The 19,604-nt window shown below is 67.0% G+C and carries 20 protein-coding genes; 16 read left to right on the top strand and 4 right to left on the bottom strand.

Annotation, left to right across the window (positions count from 1 at the left end):
- Positions 1-4: 4 nt before the first annotated feature.
- Complete coding sequence (locus NGB94_RS13275) at positions 5-382, bottom strand: helix-turn-helix transcriptional regulator (protein ID WP_325791132.1); 378 nt, start codon at positions 380-382, stop codon at positions 5-7.
- A 148-nt stretch (positions 383-530) separates the two neighbouring features.
- On the opposite strand from NGB94_RS13275, the gene NGB94_RS13270 reads away from it, so the two are divergent.
- From NGB94_RS13270 to NGB94_RS13250, 5 genes are all read left to right on the top strand, one after another.
- Positions 531-2,132 (top strand): ABC transporter substrate-binding protein, encoded by a 1,602-nt coding sequence (locus tag NGB94_RS13270; RefSeq protein WP_325791131.1) that lies wholly within the window; start codon positions 531-533, stop codon positions 2,130-2,132.
- A gap of 61 nt (positions 2,133-2,193) precedes the next feature.
- The gene (locus tag NGB94_RS13265; protein WP_325791130.1) at positions 2,194-3,156 is read left to right on the top strand and encodes an ABC transporter permease; all 963 of its coding nucleotides are present in this window, start codon (positions 2,194-2,196) and stop codon (positions 3,154-3,156) included.
- Positions 3,149-4,015, top strand: a complete 867-nt coding sequence (locus tag NGB94_RS13260) for an ABC transporter permease (RefSeq protein ID WP_325791129.1) — start codon at positions 3,149-3,151, stop codon at positions 4,013-4,015. Before NGB94_RS13265 ends, NGB94_RS13260 begins: the two co-directional genes overlap by 8 nt.
- Complete coding sequence (locus NGB94_RS13255) at positions 4,012-4,920, top strand: ABC transporter ATP-binding protein (RefSeq protein ID WP_325791128.1); 909 nt, start codon at positions 4,012-4,014, stop codon at positions 4,918-4,920. The genes NGB94_RS13260 and NGB94_RS13255 overlap by 4 nt, the downstream gene beginning before the upstream one ends.
- Complete coding sequence (locus NGB94_RS13250; RefSeq protein WP_325791127.1) at positions 4,910-5,581, top strand: ABC transporter ATP-binding protein; 672 nt, start codon at positions 4,910-4,912, stop codon at positions 5,579-5,581. The genes NGB94_RS13255 and NGB94_RS13250 overlap by 11 nt, the downstream gene beginning before the upstream one ends.
- A 39-nt stretch (positions 5,582-5,620) precedes the next feature.
- Here the strand turns inward: NGB94_RS13250 and NGB94_RS13245 are convergent, their stop codons facing one another.
- Positions 5,621-5,872, bottom strand: a complete 252-nt coding sequence (locus NGB94_RS13245; protein WP_325791126.1) for a hypothetical protein — start codon at positions 5,870-5,872, stop codon at positions 5,621-5,623.
- Positions 5,873-6,205: 333 nt separating this feature from the next.
- Between NGB94_RS13245 and NGB94_RS13240 the strand changes: the two genes are divergently transcribed.
- From NGB94_RS13240 to NGB94_RS13200, 9 genes are all read left to right on the top strand, one after another.
- Positions 6,206-6,652, top strand: a complete 447-nt coding sequence (locus NGB94_RS13240; protein WP_325791125.1) for a TraR/DksA family transcriptional regulator — start codon at positions 6,206-6,208, stop codon at positions 6,650-6,652.
- Positions 6,653-6,786: 134 nt separating this feature from the next.
- Positions 6,787-7,281 (top strand): GNAT family N-acetyltransferase, encoded by a 495-nt coding sequence (locus NGB94_RS13235; RefSeq protein ID WP_325791124.1) that lies wholly within the window; start codon positions 6,787-6,789, stop codon positions 7,279-7,281.
- A 167-nt stretch (positions 7,282-7,448) separates the two neighbouring features.
- Positions 7,449-7,745, top strand: a complete 297-nt coding sequence (gatC, locus tag NGB94_RS13230) for an Asp-tRNA(Asn)/Glu-tRNA(Gln) amidotransferase subunit GatC (RefSeq protein WP_091606413.1) — start codon at positions 7,449-7,451, stop codon at positions 7,743-7,745.
- Positions 7,746-7,753: 8 nt separating this feature from the next.
- A complete protein-coding gene (gene gatA, locus NGB94_RS13225) occupies positions 7,754-9,256 on the top strand; it encodes an Asp-tRNA(Asn)/Glu-tRNA(Gln) amidotransferase subunit GatA (protein WP_325791123.1) in 1,503 nt (500 codons plus the stop codon).
- Positions 9,256-10,773 (top strand): Asp-tRNA(Asn)/Glu-tRNA(Gln) amidotransferase subunit GatB, encoded by a 1,518-nt coding sequence (gene gatB, locus NGB94_RS13220; RefSeq protein WP_325791122.1) that lies wholly within the window; start codon positions 9,256-9,258, stop codon positions 10,771-10,773. Before gatA ends, gatB begins: the two co-directional genes overlap by 1 nt.
- Before the next feature lie 123 nt (positions 10,774-10,896).
- Positions 10,897-11,790 (top strand): aminoglycoside phosphotransferase family protein, encoded by an 894-nt coding sequence (locus NGB94_RS13215; RefSeq protein WP_325791121.1) that lies wholly within the window; start codon positions 10,897-10,899, stop codon positions 11,788-11,790.
- Positions 11,791-11,810: 20 nt separating this feature from the next.
- A complete protein-coding gene (locus NGB94_RS13210) occupies positions 11,811-12,614 on the top strand; it encodes a hypothetical protein (RefSeq protein WP_325791120.1) in 804 nt (267 codons plus the stop codon).
- Positions 12,607-13,692, top strand: coding sequence for an FAD-binding oxidoreductase (locus tag NGB94_RS13205; RefSeq protein WP_325791119.1), 1,086 nt, complete (start codon positions 12,607-12,609; stop codon positions 13,690-13,692). Before NGB94_RS13210 ends, NGB94_RS13205 begins: the two co-directional genes overlap by 8 nt.
- A 154-nt stretch (positions 13,693-13,846) precedes the next feature.
- Entirely contained in the window at positions 13,847-14,611 is a 765-nt protein-coding gene (locus NGB94_RS13200) for a hypothetical protein (RefSeq protein WP_325791118.1), read from the top strand.
- Between the two features lie 259 nt (positions 14,612-14,870).
- Here NGB94_RS13200 and NGB94_RS13195 read toward each other — a convergent pair whose 3' ends face one another.
- Positions 14,871-15,188: an acylphosphatase gene (locus tag NGB94_RS13195; protein WP_325791117.1), complete on the bottom strand. Its 318-nt coding sequence runs from the start codon at positions 15,186-15,188 to the stop codon at positions 14,871-14,873.
- A 9-nt stretch (positions 15,189-15,197) separates the two neighbouring features.
- Positions 15,198-16,814 (bottom strand): histidine ammonia-lyase, encoded by a 1,617-nt coding sequence (gene hutH / locus NGB94_RS13190; protein ID WP_418910655.1) that lies wholly within the window; start codon positions 16,812-16,814, stop codon positions 15,198-15,200.
- Positions 16,815-16,952: 138 nt separating this feature from the next.
- Here hutH and NGB94_RS13185 point away from each other — a divergent pair, with 138 nt between their 5' ends.
- Together NGB94_RS13185 and NGB94_RS13180 are read left to right on the top strand one after the other, a co-directional pair.
- The gene (locus NGB94_RS13185; RefSeq protein ID WP_325791115.1) at positions 16,953-17,732 is read left to right on the top strand and encodes a type II CAAX endopeptidase family protein; all 780 of its coding nucleotides are present in this window, start codon (positions 16,953-16,955) and stop codon (positions 17,730-17,732) included.
- A gap of 7 nt (positions 17,733-17,739) precedes the next feature.
- Positions 17,740-19,536 (top strand): glycoside hydrolase family 2 protein, encoded by a 1,797-nt coding sequence (locus tag NGB94_RS13180; RefSeq protein WP_325791114.1) that lies wholly within the window; start codon positions 17,740-17,742, stop codon positions 19,534-19,536.
- Positions 19,537-19,604 lie beyond the last annotated feature (68 nt).

The raw sequence follows: 19,604 nt of genomic DNA, 5'->3' as shown, positions 1-19,604 counted from the left end.
AGGTTCAGCCGTACCCGTGACCGCCGCGGCTGCCGGAGTGGTCTTCGCTCCGCTCAGAGTGCGGGGCGCCGATGAGATGAAGCAGCCGGTGCAGCGAATCATCCACAATCCGGTAGTGGTGTTCCCGCCCGGCCTTCGCCGCTTCCACCCACCCGCGGTCCCGCAGCCTCCGCAGCGACTGGCTCACCACAGTCTGCGAGACTCCGGAGGCCTCAGCCAGACGGGTCACGGTGATACCGGGGCTGAAGTGCAGGCACAGCAGCAGCTGCAGCCGCGTTGGATCCGCGGCCAGCTCAAACCGGGTGGACCAGGCCGGAACATCAACGGCGTCCAAGGCGCGGGAGATGGGATCTCCGGAGGTCCCGCCGGGAGGGGCTGCCATCTTCCACGTTCCTTCCAGGTTGTGGCCGCGGACGAATGTCGGTGGGAAACGTCCTTTCGATGCCTGAACCCTAGCTGGGTCCGGTGCGGGGGTCGAGAGTTGATCCACCAATAGCTGCACACGTATTCATACGTTGAGGGGTTTCCCTATGCCAGCAGAAAAGCACTCGGGCCGGGCCTTAGCCGCCGGCACAGTATTGATTTTTGGGGCAGTGGCGGGCTGCAGCGGACCCCCGGGGGAGGCAGCCGGAATCGTCCTGGCCGACGCCAATGAACCCGGGCAGTTCAACCCCGTGGGCGGGCACGGGGACAGCGGCCAGTCCCAGATCTACGACAGTCTGCTGCGCCTCTCCCCGGTGAACGGCTCCTCATCCCTGCCGGGATTCGAACCCTGGCTGGCAACGGATATGCCGCAGAGCAATTCCGGGGGAACCGAATGGACCGTCCAGGTCCGCTCCGGCGTGAAGTTCACCGACGGGACGGACCTGGACGCCGGTGACGTCGCAGCAACGTACCGGGCTGTTATCGATCCGGCCTCGGCCTCGGAACTGGCAACGTCCTATGACATGCTGCAGGACGTCACGGCCGCCGAGGACGGCACAGTCACGTTCAGTTTGAAATACCCCTATGCGGGATTCCCCAGCCGGCTGCTGCTGGGCATCGCCCCGTCCGAACGGCTGACGCCGGGCCTGGCAGCAGAGTCCTCCCTCAACACGGACCCCGTAGGATCCGGACCCTACAAGGTGACGTCCCTGCGTCCCGGTGAAGCGGTCCTCACAGCCAATGAGGATCATTGGAACGGCGCTCCCGAAGTGGAGACCGTCACCGTGATCCACGTGCCGGATGACAATTCCCGCGCCCAGCGGCTCCAATCCGGGGAAATCGACGGAACCGTGCTGCCGCCGCTGCTGGCCGCGCTGTATGAGGGAAAATCCGGGTACTCCTACGAGGCTGTTCAAACGGCAGACTGGCGCGGGCTTTCGCTGCCCGCAGACAACGCCTTTGCCACGAATCCGGCAGCTGTTCTTGCCATGAACATGGCTGTCGACCGCCAGGGAATGGTGAACCACGTCCTGGGCGGATACGGCACACCGGCCCATACTCCCGTGGCTGAGATCTACGGGAAAGCGTTCGACCCCGAAGCCGTCTTTCCCTACGACCCGCAGAGAGCAGGGCAGCTGCTTGACGACGCCGGCTGGCTGCGCGGCGCTGACGGCATCCGTGTCAGGGACGGACAACGTGCTGCGTTTGAGGTTGCGTACAACGCCACGGACACCCTCCGCCGGGACCTGGCGCTCGCCTTTGCCTCCGACATGGCCGAACTCGGCGTGGATGTGACGCTACTCGGCACGGACTGGAACGTCATCGAGGAACGCCGCCGGGAAGTGGGCATCCTGCTCGGCGGCGGCGACAAACCCTACGACCTGGACACCCAGCTCTTTGAAACCCTCCACAGCCCCCTTCCGGGAGGCTCGCCCTTCGCGAACCCGGGAGGCACCGGCAGCGCGGAAATGGACTCCCATCTCCAGGCCGCGCGCAGCAGCCTGGACGCGGACGAACGCACGGAACACTATCTGGCCGTCCAGGACCTGTACATCCAGGATCCCGGCTACGTGATGCTGGCGTTCATCGACCACAACTACGTCCAGGAGGACCAGGGCTGGAACAACGTCCAGACCGTGCTGGAACCGCATGCCCACGACGTCGGCTGGGGTTTCTGGTGGAGCCTCCGCGACTGGACGAAGGACTAACCCGGTGCCCGGCGTCCCGGCCGTCTCCCGGCCAGCCCGACGGCGGAGGCGCCTGCGGGAGGTGCGCCTGATCATTCTGCGGCGCCTTGCCTTAGGGCTCCCCGTCGCAGCGGGTGTCTCCCTGCTGGTGTTCCTGCTGGCCAGCGTCTCGCCGTTCGACCCGCTCGCCGCGTACCTGGGGGACCGCTTTGCGCAAACCTCGGCGGAGCAGCGGGAAGTGCTCTCGGAATCCCTCGGCCTGGGCAGCTCCTGGATCCAGGCGTGGTGGCACTGGATGACATCCGCACTGTCCGGGGACCTGGGCTATTCCCGGGTGTTCCGGCAGCCTGTCACGGCAGTGATTCTCGAACGGCTGCCCTGGACCCTGCTGGTGGCCGGCACCGAGCTGTTCCTGGCAGCCCTCGGTTCGCTGCTGATCGCTGCCCGCTGCGCCCGCCGTCCCGGTGGCGTCCTGGACCGGGCCGCTGCCGCCGCGGCAACGCTGCTGCAGGGGCTGCCGCCGTTTGTGATTTCCCTCGGGCTGCTTGCCGTTTTTGCCCTCGGCCTTGCCGTCCTGCCCGGGGGAGGACTGAGCGATCCGGGAACGGCGCCGACCGCAGGGCAGGTGCTGCGCCACATGGCGCTCCCCGTTGCGGCTACGGCACTTTCGCAGGTTCCCTGGCTGGTCCTTTCCCTGCGGGCCTCCACCACCGAGGCGCTCGCCTCCGACGCCGTGCGCGGGGCGAGACTGCGGGGGCTGCGCGAGGAAACCGTCATCCGCAGGCACGTGATGCCCTCCGCACTGGTTCCCTTCATCGCCGTTCTTGGCTCCCGCCTGCCGGAAATCATAGTCGGAGCCGTGCTGGTGGAGACGGTCTTTTCCTGGCCGGGACTGGCCGCAGCGGTGGTTTCCTCGGCACAGGCCCTGGACTTTGCGCTGCTGGCGGCCCTGACGGTGATCACCACGGCAGCAGTGCTGGCCGGCTCGCTCCTCGCTGACCTGCTGTACGTCTGGATTGATCCAAGGGTGAGGGCCGATGTCTAGCGCCGTGGCGGCAGCCGAGCTTCGGCTCACTGGTCCCGCCGCCCGGAAGCGGGGACTCCGCGCCGCGGGCACCATCCTCGGGATCGCCGTCCTGGTGCTGATCACGGCCTACGCCGTCTTCGTTCCAATGCTGGCCGGAACGGATGAGAAGCTGACCGATTTCAGCTCCGCCCGGCTTCCGCCGTCGTCCGAGCATCTCTTCGGAACCGACCATGCCGGACGCGACCTGTTTCTCCGGCTAGCCTCCGGACTGCGCGTTTCACTGCTCATCGCGGTGCTCTGTGCACTGCTCGCAATGGGACTCGGGATGCTCGCGGGAGCTGCGTCGGCGGCGCTCGGCAGCCGGACGGACCGAATCATCATGCGGGTCATCGACGGCATCAACGCGGTTCCGCATCTGCTGCTGGGGGTGGTGATCGTTGCGATGTTCCGCGGCTCAGTGACGGCCATCATCGCCTCCATCGCGCTCACCCACTGGACCCAGGTGGCCAGGATTATCCGTGCCGAGGTCCTCTCGCTGCGCAGCCGCGAGTACGTGGATGCCGCCTACCTCCTTGGGCTGACCCGGGGACAGGTGCTCCGGCGGCACTTCCTTCCCGGAACACTGGCCCAGGGGGTGCTGGCCACCGTGATGCTCCTGCCGCACGCCATCTGGCACGAATCCACCCTCTCCTTCCTGGGACTGGGCTTGTCCCCGGACCAGGCATCCCTCGGCACTCTCCTCAAAGAAGCGCAGTCGGAGGTGATGCTCGGAGGCTGGTGGGCGCTGGCCTTCCCGGCGCTGCTCCTGCTGGCTACCACCCTGGCTGTCGCGGCGTGCGGGAACGGCATCCTGTCCCGAACGGAAGGAAGACAATGAACAGCATCGCGATCCGGGCCGAGGGGCACACAGTACGCATTCCCGTCCGCAGGCGGCGGGGCACGGCGTGGGTCCACGCCGCAACCGACGTGGCGTTTAGCGCATACCGGGGACGGGTCCACGCGGTGGTGGGCGAATCGGGGTGCGGGAAAACAACCCTGGCCTCCGCGATTCTCGGCATGCTCCCCGCCGGAACGGTGGCAGGCGGACGGCTGGACTACGTGGCCGCCTCCGGCGCCCGGACCCCGCTGACGGCGGGCCGAAGCGGAGCAGCCCGGGCGGCCGCGCTTCGCGGCCGGACCATCGGTTACGTGCCGCAGTCCGCCGCCACCTACCTGACGGCGGTCAGGACGGTGGGGTCCCAGCTGTGGGAGACGGTACGGGAACTTGACGGACAATCCAGCCCGCTGGAATTGCTGGAACAGGTGAACCTGGACCGGGACGCCCTGGAGGCATTTCCGCATGAGCTCAGCGGCGGCATGCTGCAGCGGGCGGCGATCGCCTTCGCGCTGGCCGGCGGGCCCGAGGTCCTGCTGGCTGATGAACCGGTTTCCGGACTTGACCCCGACCTGGCGCAGCTGACCCTGGGGATGCTGCGGCGCGTCGCCGACGCGGGCGCCGCCGTCGTCCTCATCACCCACGATCTGCAGCGCCTCATGGAGTCCGGCACCGCAGACGAGGTGTCCGTCATGTACGCCGGGCGGATCGTGGAGACCGGCCCCGCGGCAGAGGTTCTGCGGCTGCCGGCCCATCCCTACACACGGGACCTGCTGGCAGCCCTGCCGGCGAACGGTCTTCAGGCTATAGCCGGTTCATCTCCGGAGCTGACGGACCTTGCCGTGGAGTACAGCTATGCCGACCGGCAGGCGTCCGGGGCGGAGGAGGCAGCAGGTTATGCCCGCTGAACTCGCAGCCCGCAACGCAGGCTTTTCCTACGGCGCTGTCCCCATCCTGAGCAATGTCACCGTCAGGGTGGCTGCCGGGCACCAGCTGGGCCTCACGGGGTCTTCCGGAACGGGGAAGACAACTCTGGCCCGGCTGCTGGCCGGCCTGATCCCGGCTGCTGCCGGAACGGTGACCTGCAACGGCGAGCCTGTTCCCCTCGCCGGCAGGGGACGCAGCGGCCGGAAAGGCCAGATCGCGATGCTCTTCCAGTCGCCCCGTGCCTCCTGCAGCCCGTGTCTGCCGCTGCGCCAGGTCATCGCCGAAGGGATACGCGGGCTAAACCGGCGGGAAGCAGCACACCGCGTCAGGGAACTCGCGGCGGAGGTGCAGCTGACCTCCGACCTGCTGGAACGGTATCCCCGCGAGGTCTCTGACGGGCAGCTGCAGCGGGCCTGTCTGGCGCGGGCGCTCGCGGCAGAGCCGCTGTATCTGATCTGCGACGAAGCGACGGCGATGCTGGACGCAGCGACCACCGCGTCGCTGGTGCGGGTAATCAGCACCGAGGTCCAGACCCGCGGCATGGGTGTCCTGGCGCTGAGCCATGACCGTCTGCTCCTCGACGCGTGGTGCACCACCGTCACCACGCTGGCGGCACTTTGTGCTGCTTCCAGGGAGCAGTGAACCGCAGGCAGCCCGGCCCCGCGGTTCACACTGGCGGGATTAGTAGGAACCGGTCCAGGAGGGCACGGAGGTTTTGGAATCCACCGTGATCTTGTCCCGGTCCATCACGATCACGTGGCCTTTCCAGTAATGGAAACTGTCCACGACGGCATCTTCCATGACCTGGACAATGACGCCCATCTTGCTGCAGCCGTCACAGCGGCTGGCCCCCATCACACGGAGCTTCACGGAGCTGATGCCTTTTTGGCAGCTGACAATCATGCCCGGAGCAAGCCGGATTTCCTGTTTCATCTCTACCCCCAGTGCTAGGACTCCGCTCCGAGACCAATCAGGAACGGTGAAGTGAGACTAGCTAACACATGTGTGAAAAGGAGCGGTCCCGGCTACCTGATTTTTGCTGGGCCCAAGAATTTCGCCTTTCCTGCGGATGGCTTGAGCCAATCTTGAGCTTTGGTGCTCTCCAGACACTCTGGCCACGTCTATTACGAACCTGGCCGAAAGGTTTAAGCCCTGAGGAAAGCGGGGCTTGCGGGGGCGGGTAAATGAAGGCCCCGCGCGGATAATTGATGGAACTGCTCGAGCAGCCGGAACTGTTCGAGATCCATGGACCCGGAAGGACGCCCCATGCCACGTAAAGTCACAGCGGCATCGCGCAAGCTGGCACCAGCCGTCACCACACGTGTCCGGGAACCGAAGCCTGAAACGCCCAGGGACCTGGATGCCGCCCGCTTCGCTGCCATTCTCGACGAACACATAGATTCCGCCCGGGCAAAAATCGACACGGTCCTGGCCGATATCCGGGAAGTGACCGCGGCGGCCAAGGACACGCCGGCGGACGACGAGCATGATCCCGAAGGCACGACCGTAAGCGTTGAACGTGCCAATGAGGTCTCCATGCTGGCCGCACTGGAGGCTTCGCTCGTCGAGCTCCTCGACGCCCGGGTGAGGCTCGACGACGGTGCTTACGGTATCTGCGAACGCTGCGGCGAGCCCATCCCCGAGGCACGGCTCGAAATCCGGCCGGAAGCACGGTTCTGCGTGGCCTGCGCAGCAGCATCCCGCCGGCGCTGACCAGCTCAGGGTCCGCTTTGCCGACCGCTGCCACCCACTGCTGTGCGCACCGTCACCACCGGCGCCTGAAGGTGCGGGCACGCGGATAGAATCAAGCGTGGAAATCAACCCCCATGTAAGGATTCGTAACACCAATGAGCATCACCGTCCGGCGGGCAACACCGGCTGACTATGAAGACATCCGCCGGATCACCCGCGAGGCCTACCTCAAGGCCGGGTTCATTGAAGCCGACAATCCTTACGTGCAGGAACTCGAGAACGTCGAGCACCGGGACCAGCACGCCGAACTCTGGGTAGCAGAGAAAGACGGCGTGGTAGCAGGCTCAGCGGCCGTTACGTTTGCCGGCCAGCCCTACACGGACATCGCCGTCGAAGGTGAACTCGAGTTCCGCATGCTGGCCGTAGACCCTGCAGTCCAGCGCGGGGGAGTGGGGCGCACCCTGGTCAACGCCATCGTGGAGCATGCCCGCAGCCTGGAGGGCATCCACGCTGTGTCCCTCACCAGCATGACCAGCATGCTCGGGGCGCACAGCATGTACCTGTCACTGGGCTTTGAACGCGTGCCCGAGCGCGACTGGACCGTTCCCGGCGAAGACTACGTTCTGTGGGTCTTCCGGCTGGAACTCTGACCGCAGGCGGAACACGCCCTCCGGCGTCGGACGCTGCGTTCCGCGCGTGCGTGAAGCAGCCGCGCCCTGTATGTCCCAGCCACCCGAACCGAAGGCCCAAACGCCGTAGACTGGTACGGATACCGGCGTAAAGGCCGAAAATACTGCATAAGACGCATGGGAGACTCATGTCTGAGATCAATCGTGAGGCTGTGGCGCATCTGGCGCGGCTGGCCCACATTGAGATGACCGATGACGAGCTGGACAAAATGGCCGGAGAGCTTGACGTCATCGTGGATTCGATCAAATCCGTAAGCGAAGTTGCCGGCGAGGACATCCCGGCCACCTCCCACCCGATCCCGCTGGCGAATGTGTTCCGCGAGGATGTTGTGGGGCAGACGCTGACCAATGAGCAGGCCCTGTCCGGCGCGCCGGACAACGCCGAAGGCCGCTTCAAGGTCCCTGCCATCCTGGATGAGGAGTAAAGACTTCCATGAGTGAACTGATTACCTCTCCCGCTGCCGTCCTGGCGGAGAAACTGGCCTCCCGCGAGGTTTCCGCCGTCGAGGTCACCCAGGCACACCTGGACCGGATCGCCGACGTGGACGGGGACATCAACGCGTTCCTGCACGTCAACACCGATGAGGCACTCGAAGTTGCCGCCGGTGTGGACAAGGCCCGCGCCGCCGGTGAAGAACTGCACACCCTGGCCGGCGTTCCCATCGCTATCAAGGACCTCATCGTGACGGTGGGGCAGCCCACCACCGCCGGGTCCAAGATGCTCGAAGGCTGGATGAGCCCGTACGACGCGACCGTGATCTCCCGGATCCGTGCCGCCCGCATGCCGATGCTCGGCAAGACCAACCTGGACGAATTCGCCATGGGTTCCTCCACCGAACACTCCGCGTACGGCCCCACCCGCAACCCGTGGGACCTGGACCGCATCCCCGGCGGCTCCGGCGGCGGCTCGGCAGCAGCCGTTGCCGCTTTCGAAGCCCCGCTGGCCCTCGGTACTGACACCGGCGGCTCCATCCGCCAGCCCGCTTCCGTCACCGGTTCCGTGGGCGTGAAGCCCACCTACGGCGGCGTCTCCCGCTACGGCGCGATCGCGATGGCCTCCTCGCTGGACCAGATCGGCCCGGTCTCCCGGACCGTGCTGGATGCCGCACTGCTGCAGGAAGTCATCGGCGGACACGACCCGCGCGACTCCACCTCCCTGACCGATCCGGTGGGCAACCTCGCCGAGGCCGCCCGCAACGGCAGCGTCGCGGGCATGCGCATCGGCGTCATCAAGGAACTGCAGGGCGAGGGCTACCAGCCCGGCGTGCAGGCCCGCTTCGACGAGTCGCTGGAACTGCTCAAGGACGCGGGAGCGGAAATCGTTGAGGTTTCCTGCCCCAACTTCAAGTACGCCCTGGGCGCCTACTACCTGATCATGCCCTCGGAAGCTTCCTCCAACCTGGCGAAGTACGACGGCGTCCGTTACGGCATGCGCCGCCTGCCCTCCGATCCGCCGCTCACCATTGAGCGCGTGATGGGCGCGACCCGTGCCGCCGGCTTCGGCGACGAAGTCAAGCGCCGGATCATCCTGGGCACCTACGCCCTCTCCGCCGGCTACTACGACGCCTACTACGGCTCGGCCCAGAAGGTCCGCACCCTGATCCAGCGCGACTTCAACGCCGCGTTCGCCCAGGCTGACGTGCTGATCTCCCCGACCTCGCCGAACACCGCGTTCAAGCTGGGCGAGAAGCTGGATGATCCGCTGGCCATGTACCTGAACGACGTCGCCACAATCCCGGCCAACATGGCCGGCGTCCCCGGCATCTCCATCCCCGGCGGCCTGGCCGACGGCCTGCCGGTTGGCATCCAGTTCCTGGCACCGGCCCGTGAAGATGTGCGCCTCTACCGTGCCGGCGCGGCACTTGAAGGCCTGCTGGAGCAGAAGTGGGGCGGCCCGCTGCTGGCCTCGGCACCCGTACTTGGAGGAGTGAAGTAATGTCCGTGCACACCCAGGAAGAAACCCTTCCCTTCGAGACGGCCATGGAGAAGTACGACCCGGTACTCGGGTTCGAGGTCCACGTGGAGCTCAACACCAAGACCAAGATGTTCTCCGATGCCCCGAACGTGTTCGGTGACGAGCCCAACACCAACGTCACCCCGGTGGACCTTGGCCTGCCCGGCGTGCTGCCGGTGGTGAACAAGACGGCCGTGGAGTACTCGATCCTGATCGGCCTGGCGCTGAACTGCAAGATCGCCGAATCCTGCACCTTCGCCCGGAAGCAGTACTTCTACCCGGACACCCCCAAGAACTTCCAGACTTCCCAGTACGAAGATCCCATCGCGTACGACGGCTGGCTGGACATTGAACTGGAAGACGGAACCGTGTTCCGCGTTGAAATCGAACGCGCGCACATGGAAGAGGACGCCGGAAAGCTGACCCACATGGGCGGTGCCGCAGGCCGTATCCAGGGCGCGGATTTCTCCCTGGTGGACTACAACCGTGCCGGTGTTCCGCTGGTGGAAATCGTGACCAAGCCGATCGAGGGCGCCGGTTCCCGTGCACCCGAGCTCGCCAAGGCCTACGTGGCAGCCATCCGGGAAATCGTGAAGAACCTCGGTGTTTCCGACGCGAAGATGGAGCGCGGCAACGTCCGCTGCGACGCCAACGTTTCGCTGCGCCCGCACGGCCAGGAGAAGTTCGGCACGCGTTCGGAAACCAAGAACGTGAACTCGCTGCGCGCCGTCGAACGCGCCGTCCGCTTCGAGATCCAGCGGCACGCCGCCGTCCTTGAATCCGGCGAGAAGATCGTCCAGGAAACCCGCCACTGGCACGAGGACACCCGCTCCACCACCTCGGGCCGGCCGAAGTCCGACGCCGATGACTACCGGTACTTCCCGGAACCGGACCTGCTGCCCGTGGTCACCACCCCGGAGTGGATCGAGGAACTGCGTTCCCGCCTGCCCGAGCCGCCGGCCGAGCGCCGCAAGCGGCTCAAGGCCGACTGGGGCTATTCCGACGCCGAGTTCCGCGACGTCGTCAACGCCGGCGTGATGGAAGCCATCGAGGAGACCATCGCAGCCGGTGCCTCCGCGCAGGTGGCCCGCAAATGGTGGATGGGTGAAGTTGCCCGCCGCGCCAAGGAAGCCGAAGTTGATCCGGTGGATACCGGCGTCACCCCGGAACTGATCGTGGAACTGGACCGCCTGGTCCAGGCCGGCAAGATCAATGACAAGCTGGCACGCCAGGTCCTCGACGGCGTCCTCGCCGGCGAAGGCACCCCGGAGGAAGTCATCGAGAAGCGCGGCCTCGCCGTGGTCTCCGACGACGGAGCCCTGCTGGAAGCCATCGACGCCGCACTGGCCGCAGCGCCCGACGTTGCGGACAAGATCCGCGGCGGCAAGATCCAGGCCGTCGGCGCGATCGTCGGCGGCGTCATGAAGGCCACCCGCGGACAGGCCGACGCCGGCCGCGTACGCGAGCTGATCCTGGAACGCCTGGGCGTCTCCGCCTAGCTGTACCCAACCCGCTCCGGCCCTGGAGCCGGTGCCCGGTCCCTGGACCGATGCACCGGCCCCGGGGCCGTTCGGCATTAACCGCCCTGCCCGAACGGCTTCGGGCGGGGTAGGGTGCAAGGCATGTCTAGCGTGCCGTCCCAGCTCAGGGTGGATGCAGAGCTGGTGCGCGGCCTGCTGCGGAGCCAGCAGCCGCAGCTGGCGGACCACCCGCTGGTGGAAGTGGGCGACGGCTGGGTCAACCACGTCTTCCGGCTCGGCAGCGAATTCGCCGTCCGGCTGCCCCGCCGGGAAGAAGCCGCGCGCCTGATGGCCAAGGAACAGCAGTGGCTGCCGGTGCTCGCCGAGGGGCTGCCCACGGCCACGTCGGTTCCCGTGTACGCCGGGGTTCCGCAGGAGCCGTATCCCTACCCCTGGAGCATCAGCGCCTGGTACGACGGCCTGGACGTCTCCCTGCAGCCCAGGGGCCGGAATCTGGACCTGGCGGCCCCGCTGGCGGAGTTCCTCAGCGCCTTCCACACCCCGGCACCTAAGGACTATCCGCGGAACCCCCTGGTGGGCGGTCCGCTGGCGTCCCGCGATTCGGCTGTCCAGGAGCGGCTTCATGCGGGGATGGTGCCGCACGCAGCCCGGGTTGGTGAACTCTGGGCCGAGGCCGTGGAGGTGCCGGGCTGGAACTCGGACCCGGTGTGGTTGCACGGCGACCTGCACCCGGCCAACCTCATCGCCGGAAACGGAACGCTGCGGGCCATCATCGACTTCGGCGACCTCACCGCCGGCGACCCGGCCGCAGACCTCGCCGCAGCGTGGCTGGTGTTCGAGCCGGCCGGGCGGCGTGCCTTCCGCAGCGCGCTGGGCACCCGGTACGGCGCCGACCCCTACGTCTGGCTGCGGGCGCGCGGCTGGGCGCTGTGCATGGCATCAAACCTGCTGGCCGCCCGGCACCACCCCGGCTTGTACCTGGTGGGCTCGGAGACACTCATGGAGATCCTTACCGATGACCTCTCCTGGCTTTAGGCGGCATGCCAGAATGAGCTATGCCCTTTTCCTGGAGTCACTCCGTCCGCGTACAGACCGAAGGAGACGGGCACGTCACCGAAGACAGCTGCGGCTTCGCGGCCGCCAGCGCCTGGGTAATCGACGGCGCCACGTCGCTGCTGCCGGAGCTGGACCTGCCGGGCGCATCCAACCCGTCCTGGTATGCACGGACGCTGGACCTGCTGCTTGCTGAAAGCGCCTGCACCCAGCCGGATCCGGGGACCGGTGCCGGATCCGAAGCCGGCGGGGTGCTCGCCGAAGCGCTGCGCCGGGTTGACCTGGTGGGGGAGGAGCGTGCCGGAAGCGAGCGGACCCGGTTCCCGAGCGCGGCCCTGGCCATTGCGCAGCTCACTGCGGCCGGCGTCGAAGTGCTGGTGCTGGCTGACTGCCACGCAGCAGTGGAACTGGAGGATGGATCAGTGGTGCACGTAACCAGCGAACCGGCGGACCTGCGGGTCCACCGGGAACACCCCGCAGACCCGGACCAGGCACGGGAACTGCTGCGCCGGGACCGGGAACTGCGCAACACCCCCGGGCGGCTCTGGGTGGCCCGGCGGGAGCCCGAAGCCGTGCAGCACGCGCACCTGGTCCGGCTGCCGGCACCACGCCGTGTGGTGCTGGCCTCGGACGGAGCGTGGCGGGCAGTGGACCTGGGCCTGGTGGACAGCCCGTGCAGCTTCCTGCGGGCAGCGTCCACCCCGGTCGGCGTGCAGCAGCTTCTGCTCGAGCTGCGGGAGCGGCAGGCAGCCATCGGCGAAAAGGCCGATGACGCCACGATCCTGACGGTGGTGCCCGGTGCCTGAAACAACAGCTGAAGTCCTGATCATCGGCGGAGGCATCGCCGGACTGTCCCTCGCCTCCAAGCTGGCCGGGGACACCGGCGTCGTCCTCCTGGAAGCCGAGAACGAACTCGGCTACCACACTTCCTCACGCTCTGCCCGGCAGCTTATCCCCAGCTACGGGCCGCCCGTGGTCCAGGACCTCACGGTGCGCACCCTGGCGCTCATCCGGGAACTGGAAGCCGGTCTGCCCGAACCGATCCTCAGGCCGCGGTCCTTTATGCTCGTCGGGCGCGAGGAAGACGTACGGGACCGGGCCAGCGGGCACATGCACCCCATCACGATGGCCGAGGCCGCAGGACTGGCACCGGAACTGGCGGCCGGGAACTTCGAGGCTGCGGGCCTGGACACCACCTCGGTCTCCTGCAACACGGACATCCTTATGGACTGGCACCGCTCGCGGATCGAGGCCGGAGGCGGGCGGATACTCACCGGCCGGAGGGTAGACGCTGCCGGGCGAAGCGCAGACGGGAACTGGGTTGTCTCAGCGGGCAGGGAGACCTTCACGGCACCCGTAGCCATCAATGCCGCCGGGGCATGGGCGGACGCGGTCGCGGAGCTCTTCGGGGCCCGCCGGCGCGGACTGCAGCCGTACCGGCGCACTGCGGCAATTGTGGATGCCGGTAATCCGCCCGCGGCGGACGGGCCGATGGTTGCCGGCGCACTGGACAACTTCTACTACCGGCCGGACCTCGAGGGTGTGCTGATCTCCCCGTCGGAGACAGTTCCCAGCCCGGCAGAGGACGCCCGGCACCGGCCCGAAGACGTGGCAGACCTGGTGGAGCTGGTCAACTCGCTGACCAGCCTTAGGCTTGGCCGCACGCTGCGGGCCTGGACGGGGCTGCGCACCCAGGCGGCGGACGGAGTGCCTGTGGTGGGGTTTGACGACGCCGTTGACGGGTTCTTCTGGCTGGCCGGGCAGGGCGGGTACGGGTTCCAAACCTCCTCCGGAATCGCCGAATTCGCCGCGGCCAAGCTGCTGGGCGAACAGCCCGTTTTGGACGTCTCGGAGGCGCTTTCGCCCGCACGCGCAGGGCTGTGACCAATCTCTCATCCCCGGCGCGTAACGAATCGGTGAAACGGCGCGGGAATGGTCAAAGGCAGTCCCAAGAAAACCTACAGTTGAAGGGCAGGCCGGCTCCGGCCATTTTCCTATTTTCCAGTCCTGCTGTTTGTGCTTTTGAGAGGTCTCGTCAGTGCCAGAAATCATGCCGCCGCAGCTTGCCGGCGTGCAGCAGCGTCCCTTCTACGTCAAAGCCCGTTCGGTCATTACCGCGGTCAGTGTTGTGTGGCTGGTCCTGGCGGTGGCGGGGTATGGCTCCTTCTCCGGCGGCACGACTTCCCTGGCACTCTCCCTGGCACTGATGTACGGCACGGGCATAGCGATCCTCGTGGTGGCCGCCGCCATCTACCGGCTGGTCAAGCGGTCGGCAGTGCGCCGCATGGAGCATGCACCCGAAGACGCGGCAGCCGCCGCGTTCATTGACGCCACCCGTTTCGCAGCGGAGGAAATCCGTGCTGCGCTGACTCCCGCGCGTCCGGGCAGCCGCCCTGCGGTATCCGCCTGGTCTGCTGCCGCTGACCAGCGTGCCGCAGCCGTGCCGGTATTCCGTGAGCCCGGAGCGGAGACGGCATTCGCCCGCGAACTGCTCACCCGTGAGCCCGGCAGCGCACCTGCCGCCGGTGCTGCAGCTGCGGCATCCGCCGCAGCCCCTGCCGGCAGCGCACCTGCAGCCGGCCGCCCCGACGGCAGCGCGCCGGCTGCAGGTGCGTCGGCCGGTCCGGTTTCCTCCGGGGCTGCGAAGAGTGCTCCGACGAAGAGTCCTGCTGCGGGTAAGTCCGTGGTGAACAAAAAGGCCTCGGCCAAAAAGAAAAAGAGCAGCAAGCCCCGCACGGCCCCCGCGGGCCGTCCGGCGGATTCCAGGCCCTCGGCCGGCCAGGACCTCAAGCGCGCAGCGTAGGACTGCAACCACTCTCAGGAAGTTGCCAGCTTGCTGACAGGAGCTTTCCAGACCCCTGTCCTAACGTAGTTAGTACCTCATAAGGGTGCGAGTGATGAATGGATAGCGTAGTGAACTATCCGGCGCCGGCAGACTAGGGTTGTTCCCCCCAACCAACCCACAGTCTGCCGGCGTTCTTCATGTCCGGGGTCTTTTCCCGTGCGGGGACCTCTCCGGAGTCCTTCAGCCGGCTCATCGTAACGCCGGCGCGGAGCCCGGGCTATCCGGCGTCGAAGCCGCTGAACTCACCGGTAGCAGGGGAGCGGCGCTCTTCCACGCTCTCGACAACTCCCGGTGCCGCGGGAGAGCGCACCCATTCGAGCAGCCCGTCAAGTGCTGAGGGCAGCCCTTCGGCGGTGATGACCACGGACCCGTCCGGAAAGTTGACCACCGTGCCGGTCAGATTCAGTTTCAGTGCCTGCCGCAGGACGCGGTACCGGAACCCGACTCCCTGAACCACCCCGCGGACCACGGCTGTGACCCGGATTTCGTCTCCGAGGCTGCCGGCAGGGCCCGCGGGTGTGTTCTGCGAATTCATGCCAGCAGCTTAGTGCAGCGGTGCAGCCAGCACACTGTTTGCCGCGGTAACCACGGTGCCGGCAGAAACCAGGCCAAAGACCGCTTCAATCTCAGGGGCCAGGTACCGGTCCGGCCCCGGGCCCTCGGCTACGGACCGGACTGCGGTACGGACTGCGGTCGAAACCGGCGCGCTGCGGGCGGTCGCCACCCCGCCGTCGCGCATATCCAGTGCCCGGGCCGAAGTCAGCACTTCGATGGCCAGCACCCGTGCCAGCCCGTCCAGGGCCCTGCGCAGCTTCAGCCCGGCCGCCCAGCCCATGGACACGTGGTCTTCCTGCATGGCAGAGGAGGGGATCGAATCGACCGACGCGGGCACGGCGAGACGCTTGAGCTCGGAGACAATCCCGGCCTGGGTGTACTGGGCGATCATATGGCCGGAGTCCACCCCCGGGTCGTCGGCGAGGAACGCGTTCAGGCCATGGCTGCGGTTGCGGTCCAGGAACCGGTCGGTGCGCCGCTCGCTCATGGACGCGACGTCCGCGACGGCGATGGCGAGGAAGTCCAAGACATAACCCACGGGCGCTCCGTGGAAGTTGCCGTTGGACTCAACCCGGCCGTCGGGGGTCACTACCGGGTTGTCCACCGCGGAGGCCCGCTCGCAGGCCGCAACGTGCTCAGCATGGGCCAGGGTCGACCGCGCTGCTCCGTGGACCTGCGGGGCACAGCGCAGCGAGTAGGCGTCCTGGACGCGGGTGAACTCTCCTGTCTTCTGTTCTTCCACCAGCACCGATCCGCGCAGGACCGTCCGGATGTTCTCCGCCGACTCGGCCTGACCCGGCTGCGGGCGCAGCGCCTGCAGATCGGCCGCGAACACGGCGTCGGTTCCCAGCAGACCTTCGACGCTCATGGCAGCGGCAATATCCGCGGTGGTCAGCAGCCGGTGCAGGTCCGCAATGGCCAGGGTGAGCATGCCGAGCATGCCGTCAGTGCCGTTGATAAGCGCGAGCCCTTCTTTTTCCTGAAGTTCCAGGGGTTCCAGGCCGGCGGCCGCGAGCGCGTCCGACGCGTCGAGTTCCCGGCCGTCCCTGTCCCGCACCCTGCCTTCACCCATGAGGGCCAGCGCGCAGTGGGAGAGCGGCGCCAGGTCACCGGAACAGCCCAGTGAACCGTACTCACCGATGACCGGCGTGATGCCCGCGTTGAGCAGCGCGGCGTAGGCCCGGGCGACGTCGGGGCGGACACCGGTCCTGCCGGTTGCCAGCGTGGAAAGCCTGTTAAGCATCAGCGCGCGGACCACTTCCCGGTCCACTTCACGGCCGGACGACGCCGCGTGGCTGCGCACCAGCGAGCGCTGGAGCACGCTTCTCTGGCTGGGCGGAATCTGTTTCGTGGCCAGCGCCCCAAATCCGGTCGAGACGCCGTAGTGCGGTTTGGAATCAGCGGCCAGCGACTCGATGACGGCACGGGAGGCCTCCATGGCGGCGAGGGACTCCGCGGTCAGGGCCACGCGGGCATCCCTGCGTGCCACGGCCAGGACTGCCCCGGGGTCCAGCGGGCCCGTGCCAACCTCCACCGTCAGGGCTGTCCCCGAAGCTGAATCCTGAGAAGAAAGAACCAAGACGTCATCCTGTCTGTTTGCTGTCATCACGCATGTAGCGCGGCTCTGCGCATACCGTGAAATGCCATCCAGTGGTATTGGCATTTCAACCAGTGAAATGCACACGGCAGTTATCCGCAAGTGGGGGAGCAGCGGCCCGGGAGGCCGATCAGGCACAATAGGCACATGCGCTCCGCTTCCGCCGCCTCCGTCCCTGATGCCGGAACCCGGCGCAGGCTGGTCGCCGAAATCCTGATCGTGCTGGGACTGTCCCTGGGGCAGTCAGGCGTCTACGCCGTCGTCCGCCTGATCGACAAGATGACGCAGGGGCCGCTGCAGGGCCAGACGACCACCCTCAACCCGGTCCTGGATGACAGCCCCGTCTTTGACCTCGTCTATCAGCTGCTGGGCATCTTCTTTTCCCTGGTCCCGGTGGCGCTGGTCCTCTACCTCCTGACGGAGCCGGGCCGCTCGGCGTTCCGGCGGATCGGCTTCACGTTCTCCCGGCCTGGCCTGGACTTCGGGCTTGGTATTGCCCTGGCCGCCGTCATCGGCGTCGGGATACTGGGGGTCTACGCCGCTGGACGGGCGATGGGCATCACTACGGCCATTGTTCCGGCCGCGCTGGACACCTACTGGTGGACGCTTCCCGTGCTGGTGCTCTCAGCGATGCGGCACGCGGTCCTCGAGGAAGTCATTGTGGTGGGCTACCTCTTCACCCGGCTGCGTGCGCTGGGCTGGTCCGTGCCCGCCATGATCCTTACCAGCGCCCTCGTTCGTGCCAGCTACCACCTGTACCAGGGGATTGGCCCCGGAATCGGCAACTTCCTGATGGGCCTGCTGTTCGGCTACGCCTATTACAAGACCAAGCGTGTCATGCCGCTGGTCATTGCCCACGCCCTTGTGGACATCGCCGGGTTCGTGGGGTTCGCCCTGTTCGGATCCGCCATCGGAATTGGAGACTGACGCCTCAATGGCATTGCTTACACCCTGGGGCGAAGCCCTGAACCCTGAAAACGTCCTGCCCGAATACCCGCGGCCCCAGCTGGTCCGCGGGAACTGGCTGAACCTCAACGGGCACTGGGACTATGCCATCACTTCCGCCGGCCAAACGGATCCGCCCGAGTCCTGGGACGGCAGGATCCTGGTGCCGTTCTCACCGGAGGCGCCGCTTTCCGGCGTCGAACGCCAGCTGCAGCCGGACCAGGCGCTCTGGTACCGGCGCACGTTCGCCCTCCCGGACGGACCGGAGGGACGCGTGCTGCTGCACTTTGGGGCGGTGGACCAGTCCTGCACCGTCACGGTCAACGGGCAGCAGGCAGGAACGCACGACGGCGGCTACCTCCCCTTCACCCTGGACATCACCGCGCTGCTGGACGCCGGTTCGGCCGAGCAGGAACTTGTGGTGCGGGTACTGGATGCCACCGATACGAACGGCGCATCCCGCGGCAAGCAGAAGCTCGAACGCGGCGGCATCTGGTACACGGCCCAGTCCGGTATCTGGCAGACCGTCTGGCTGGAGCGGGTGCCCAAAACCTGGATCCGGGACGTGGTGCTGAGGCCGCTGGACACGCTTGACGGCGTCGAAATCACCGTGCTCGCCGACGGTACCGGCGGGAACGGAGACCTGACCGCTGAGGCGGCCGTCTTGGCCGGCGGCACTGAGCTGGCTGCGGCCGCGTTTGTTCCCGGTGAACCGTTTCAGCTGACGCTGCCAGAGCCGCGGCTGTGGAGTCCGGGGGAACCGTTCCTCTATGACGTGCGGGTACGCCTCGGCGCTGACGAAATCCAGTCCTACTTTGGCCTGCGTACCTTTGGGACCGGCACCGACTCTGCCGGGCACCGGCGCCTGCTGCTCAACGGCAAGCCGTACCTGCACGCCGGCCTGCTGGACCAGGGCTACTCGCCGGACGGGCTCTACACCCCGCCGTCGGACGAGGCGATGGTCTTCGACATCCAGACCGCCAAGGACCTGGGGTTCACCATGCTGCGCAAGCACATCAAGATAGAACCGCTGCGCTGGTACCACCACTGCGACCGGCTGGGCATGCTCGTCTGGCAAGACCTGGTCAACGGCGGGATGGGGGAGGGACGGGCTCCCGAGCCTGTACCGCTGCCGGGGCGGGGAAGCCGCAGCGACCGCAGTTACGCCAAGTTCGGCCGCAGCGACGCCGCCGGCCGGGAAGCTTTCCGGCGCGAGATGCGCGGGACGGTCGACCTGCTGCGCAGTGTTCCCAGCATTGCCCTCTGGGTTCCGTTCAACGAAGGCTGGGGGCAGTTCGACGCAGCGGATATCGCCCGCGAGCTGCGGGAACTCGATCCCACCCGCAGCATCGACCATGCCAGCGGCTGGCACGACCAGGGTGCCGGCGATGCCAAGAGCCTGCATGTTTACGCCGTCCCGTTCCGGATCCGCCGGCGCTGGCAGCGTGACCCGCGGGCCATCGTCCTCTCCGAGTACGGCGGTTTCAGCCTGCCGCTGGACGGTCACACCTGGAACAGCAAGGTCTTCGGCTACGGCAAAACCCTGCACAGCCGGTCCGAACTTGAACGGGCATACACCGCACTGCACCGCACGCAGATTGAACCTGCCGTGCGCGAAGGTCTTGCCGCCACCGTGTACACCCAGCTCACCGACGTCGAGGACGAGGTCAACGGCCTGCTCACCTACGACCGGAAGGTGCTTAAGGTGGATCCGGCCGTGGTCCGCGGTGTGAATGCGGATCTGGTGCGTGCGTTCGGCTCTTCCCGTACGAATCCCGGCAAATAGACCGTCTAGCGTTTCTGCTGCCGGTTAGAGCAGGCAGCAGAAACGCTAAACGTGAGCAGATGTCGCAA

The organism is Arthrobacter koreensis, from assembly GCF_035792275.1.
GTDB classification, from domain to species: Bacteria; Actinomycetota; Actinomycetes; order Actinomycetales; family Micrococcaceae; genus Arthrobacter_B; species Arthrobacter_B koreensis_A.
This window is presented reverse-complemented; position numbering and strand designations above follow the sequence as displayed.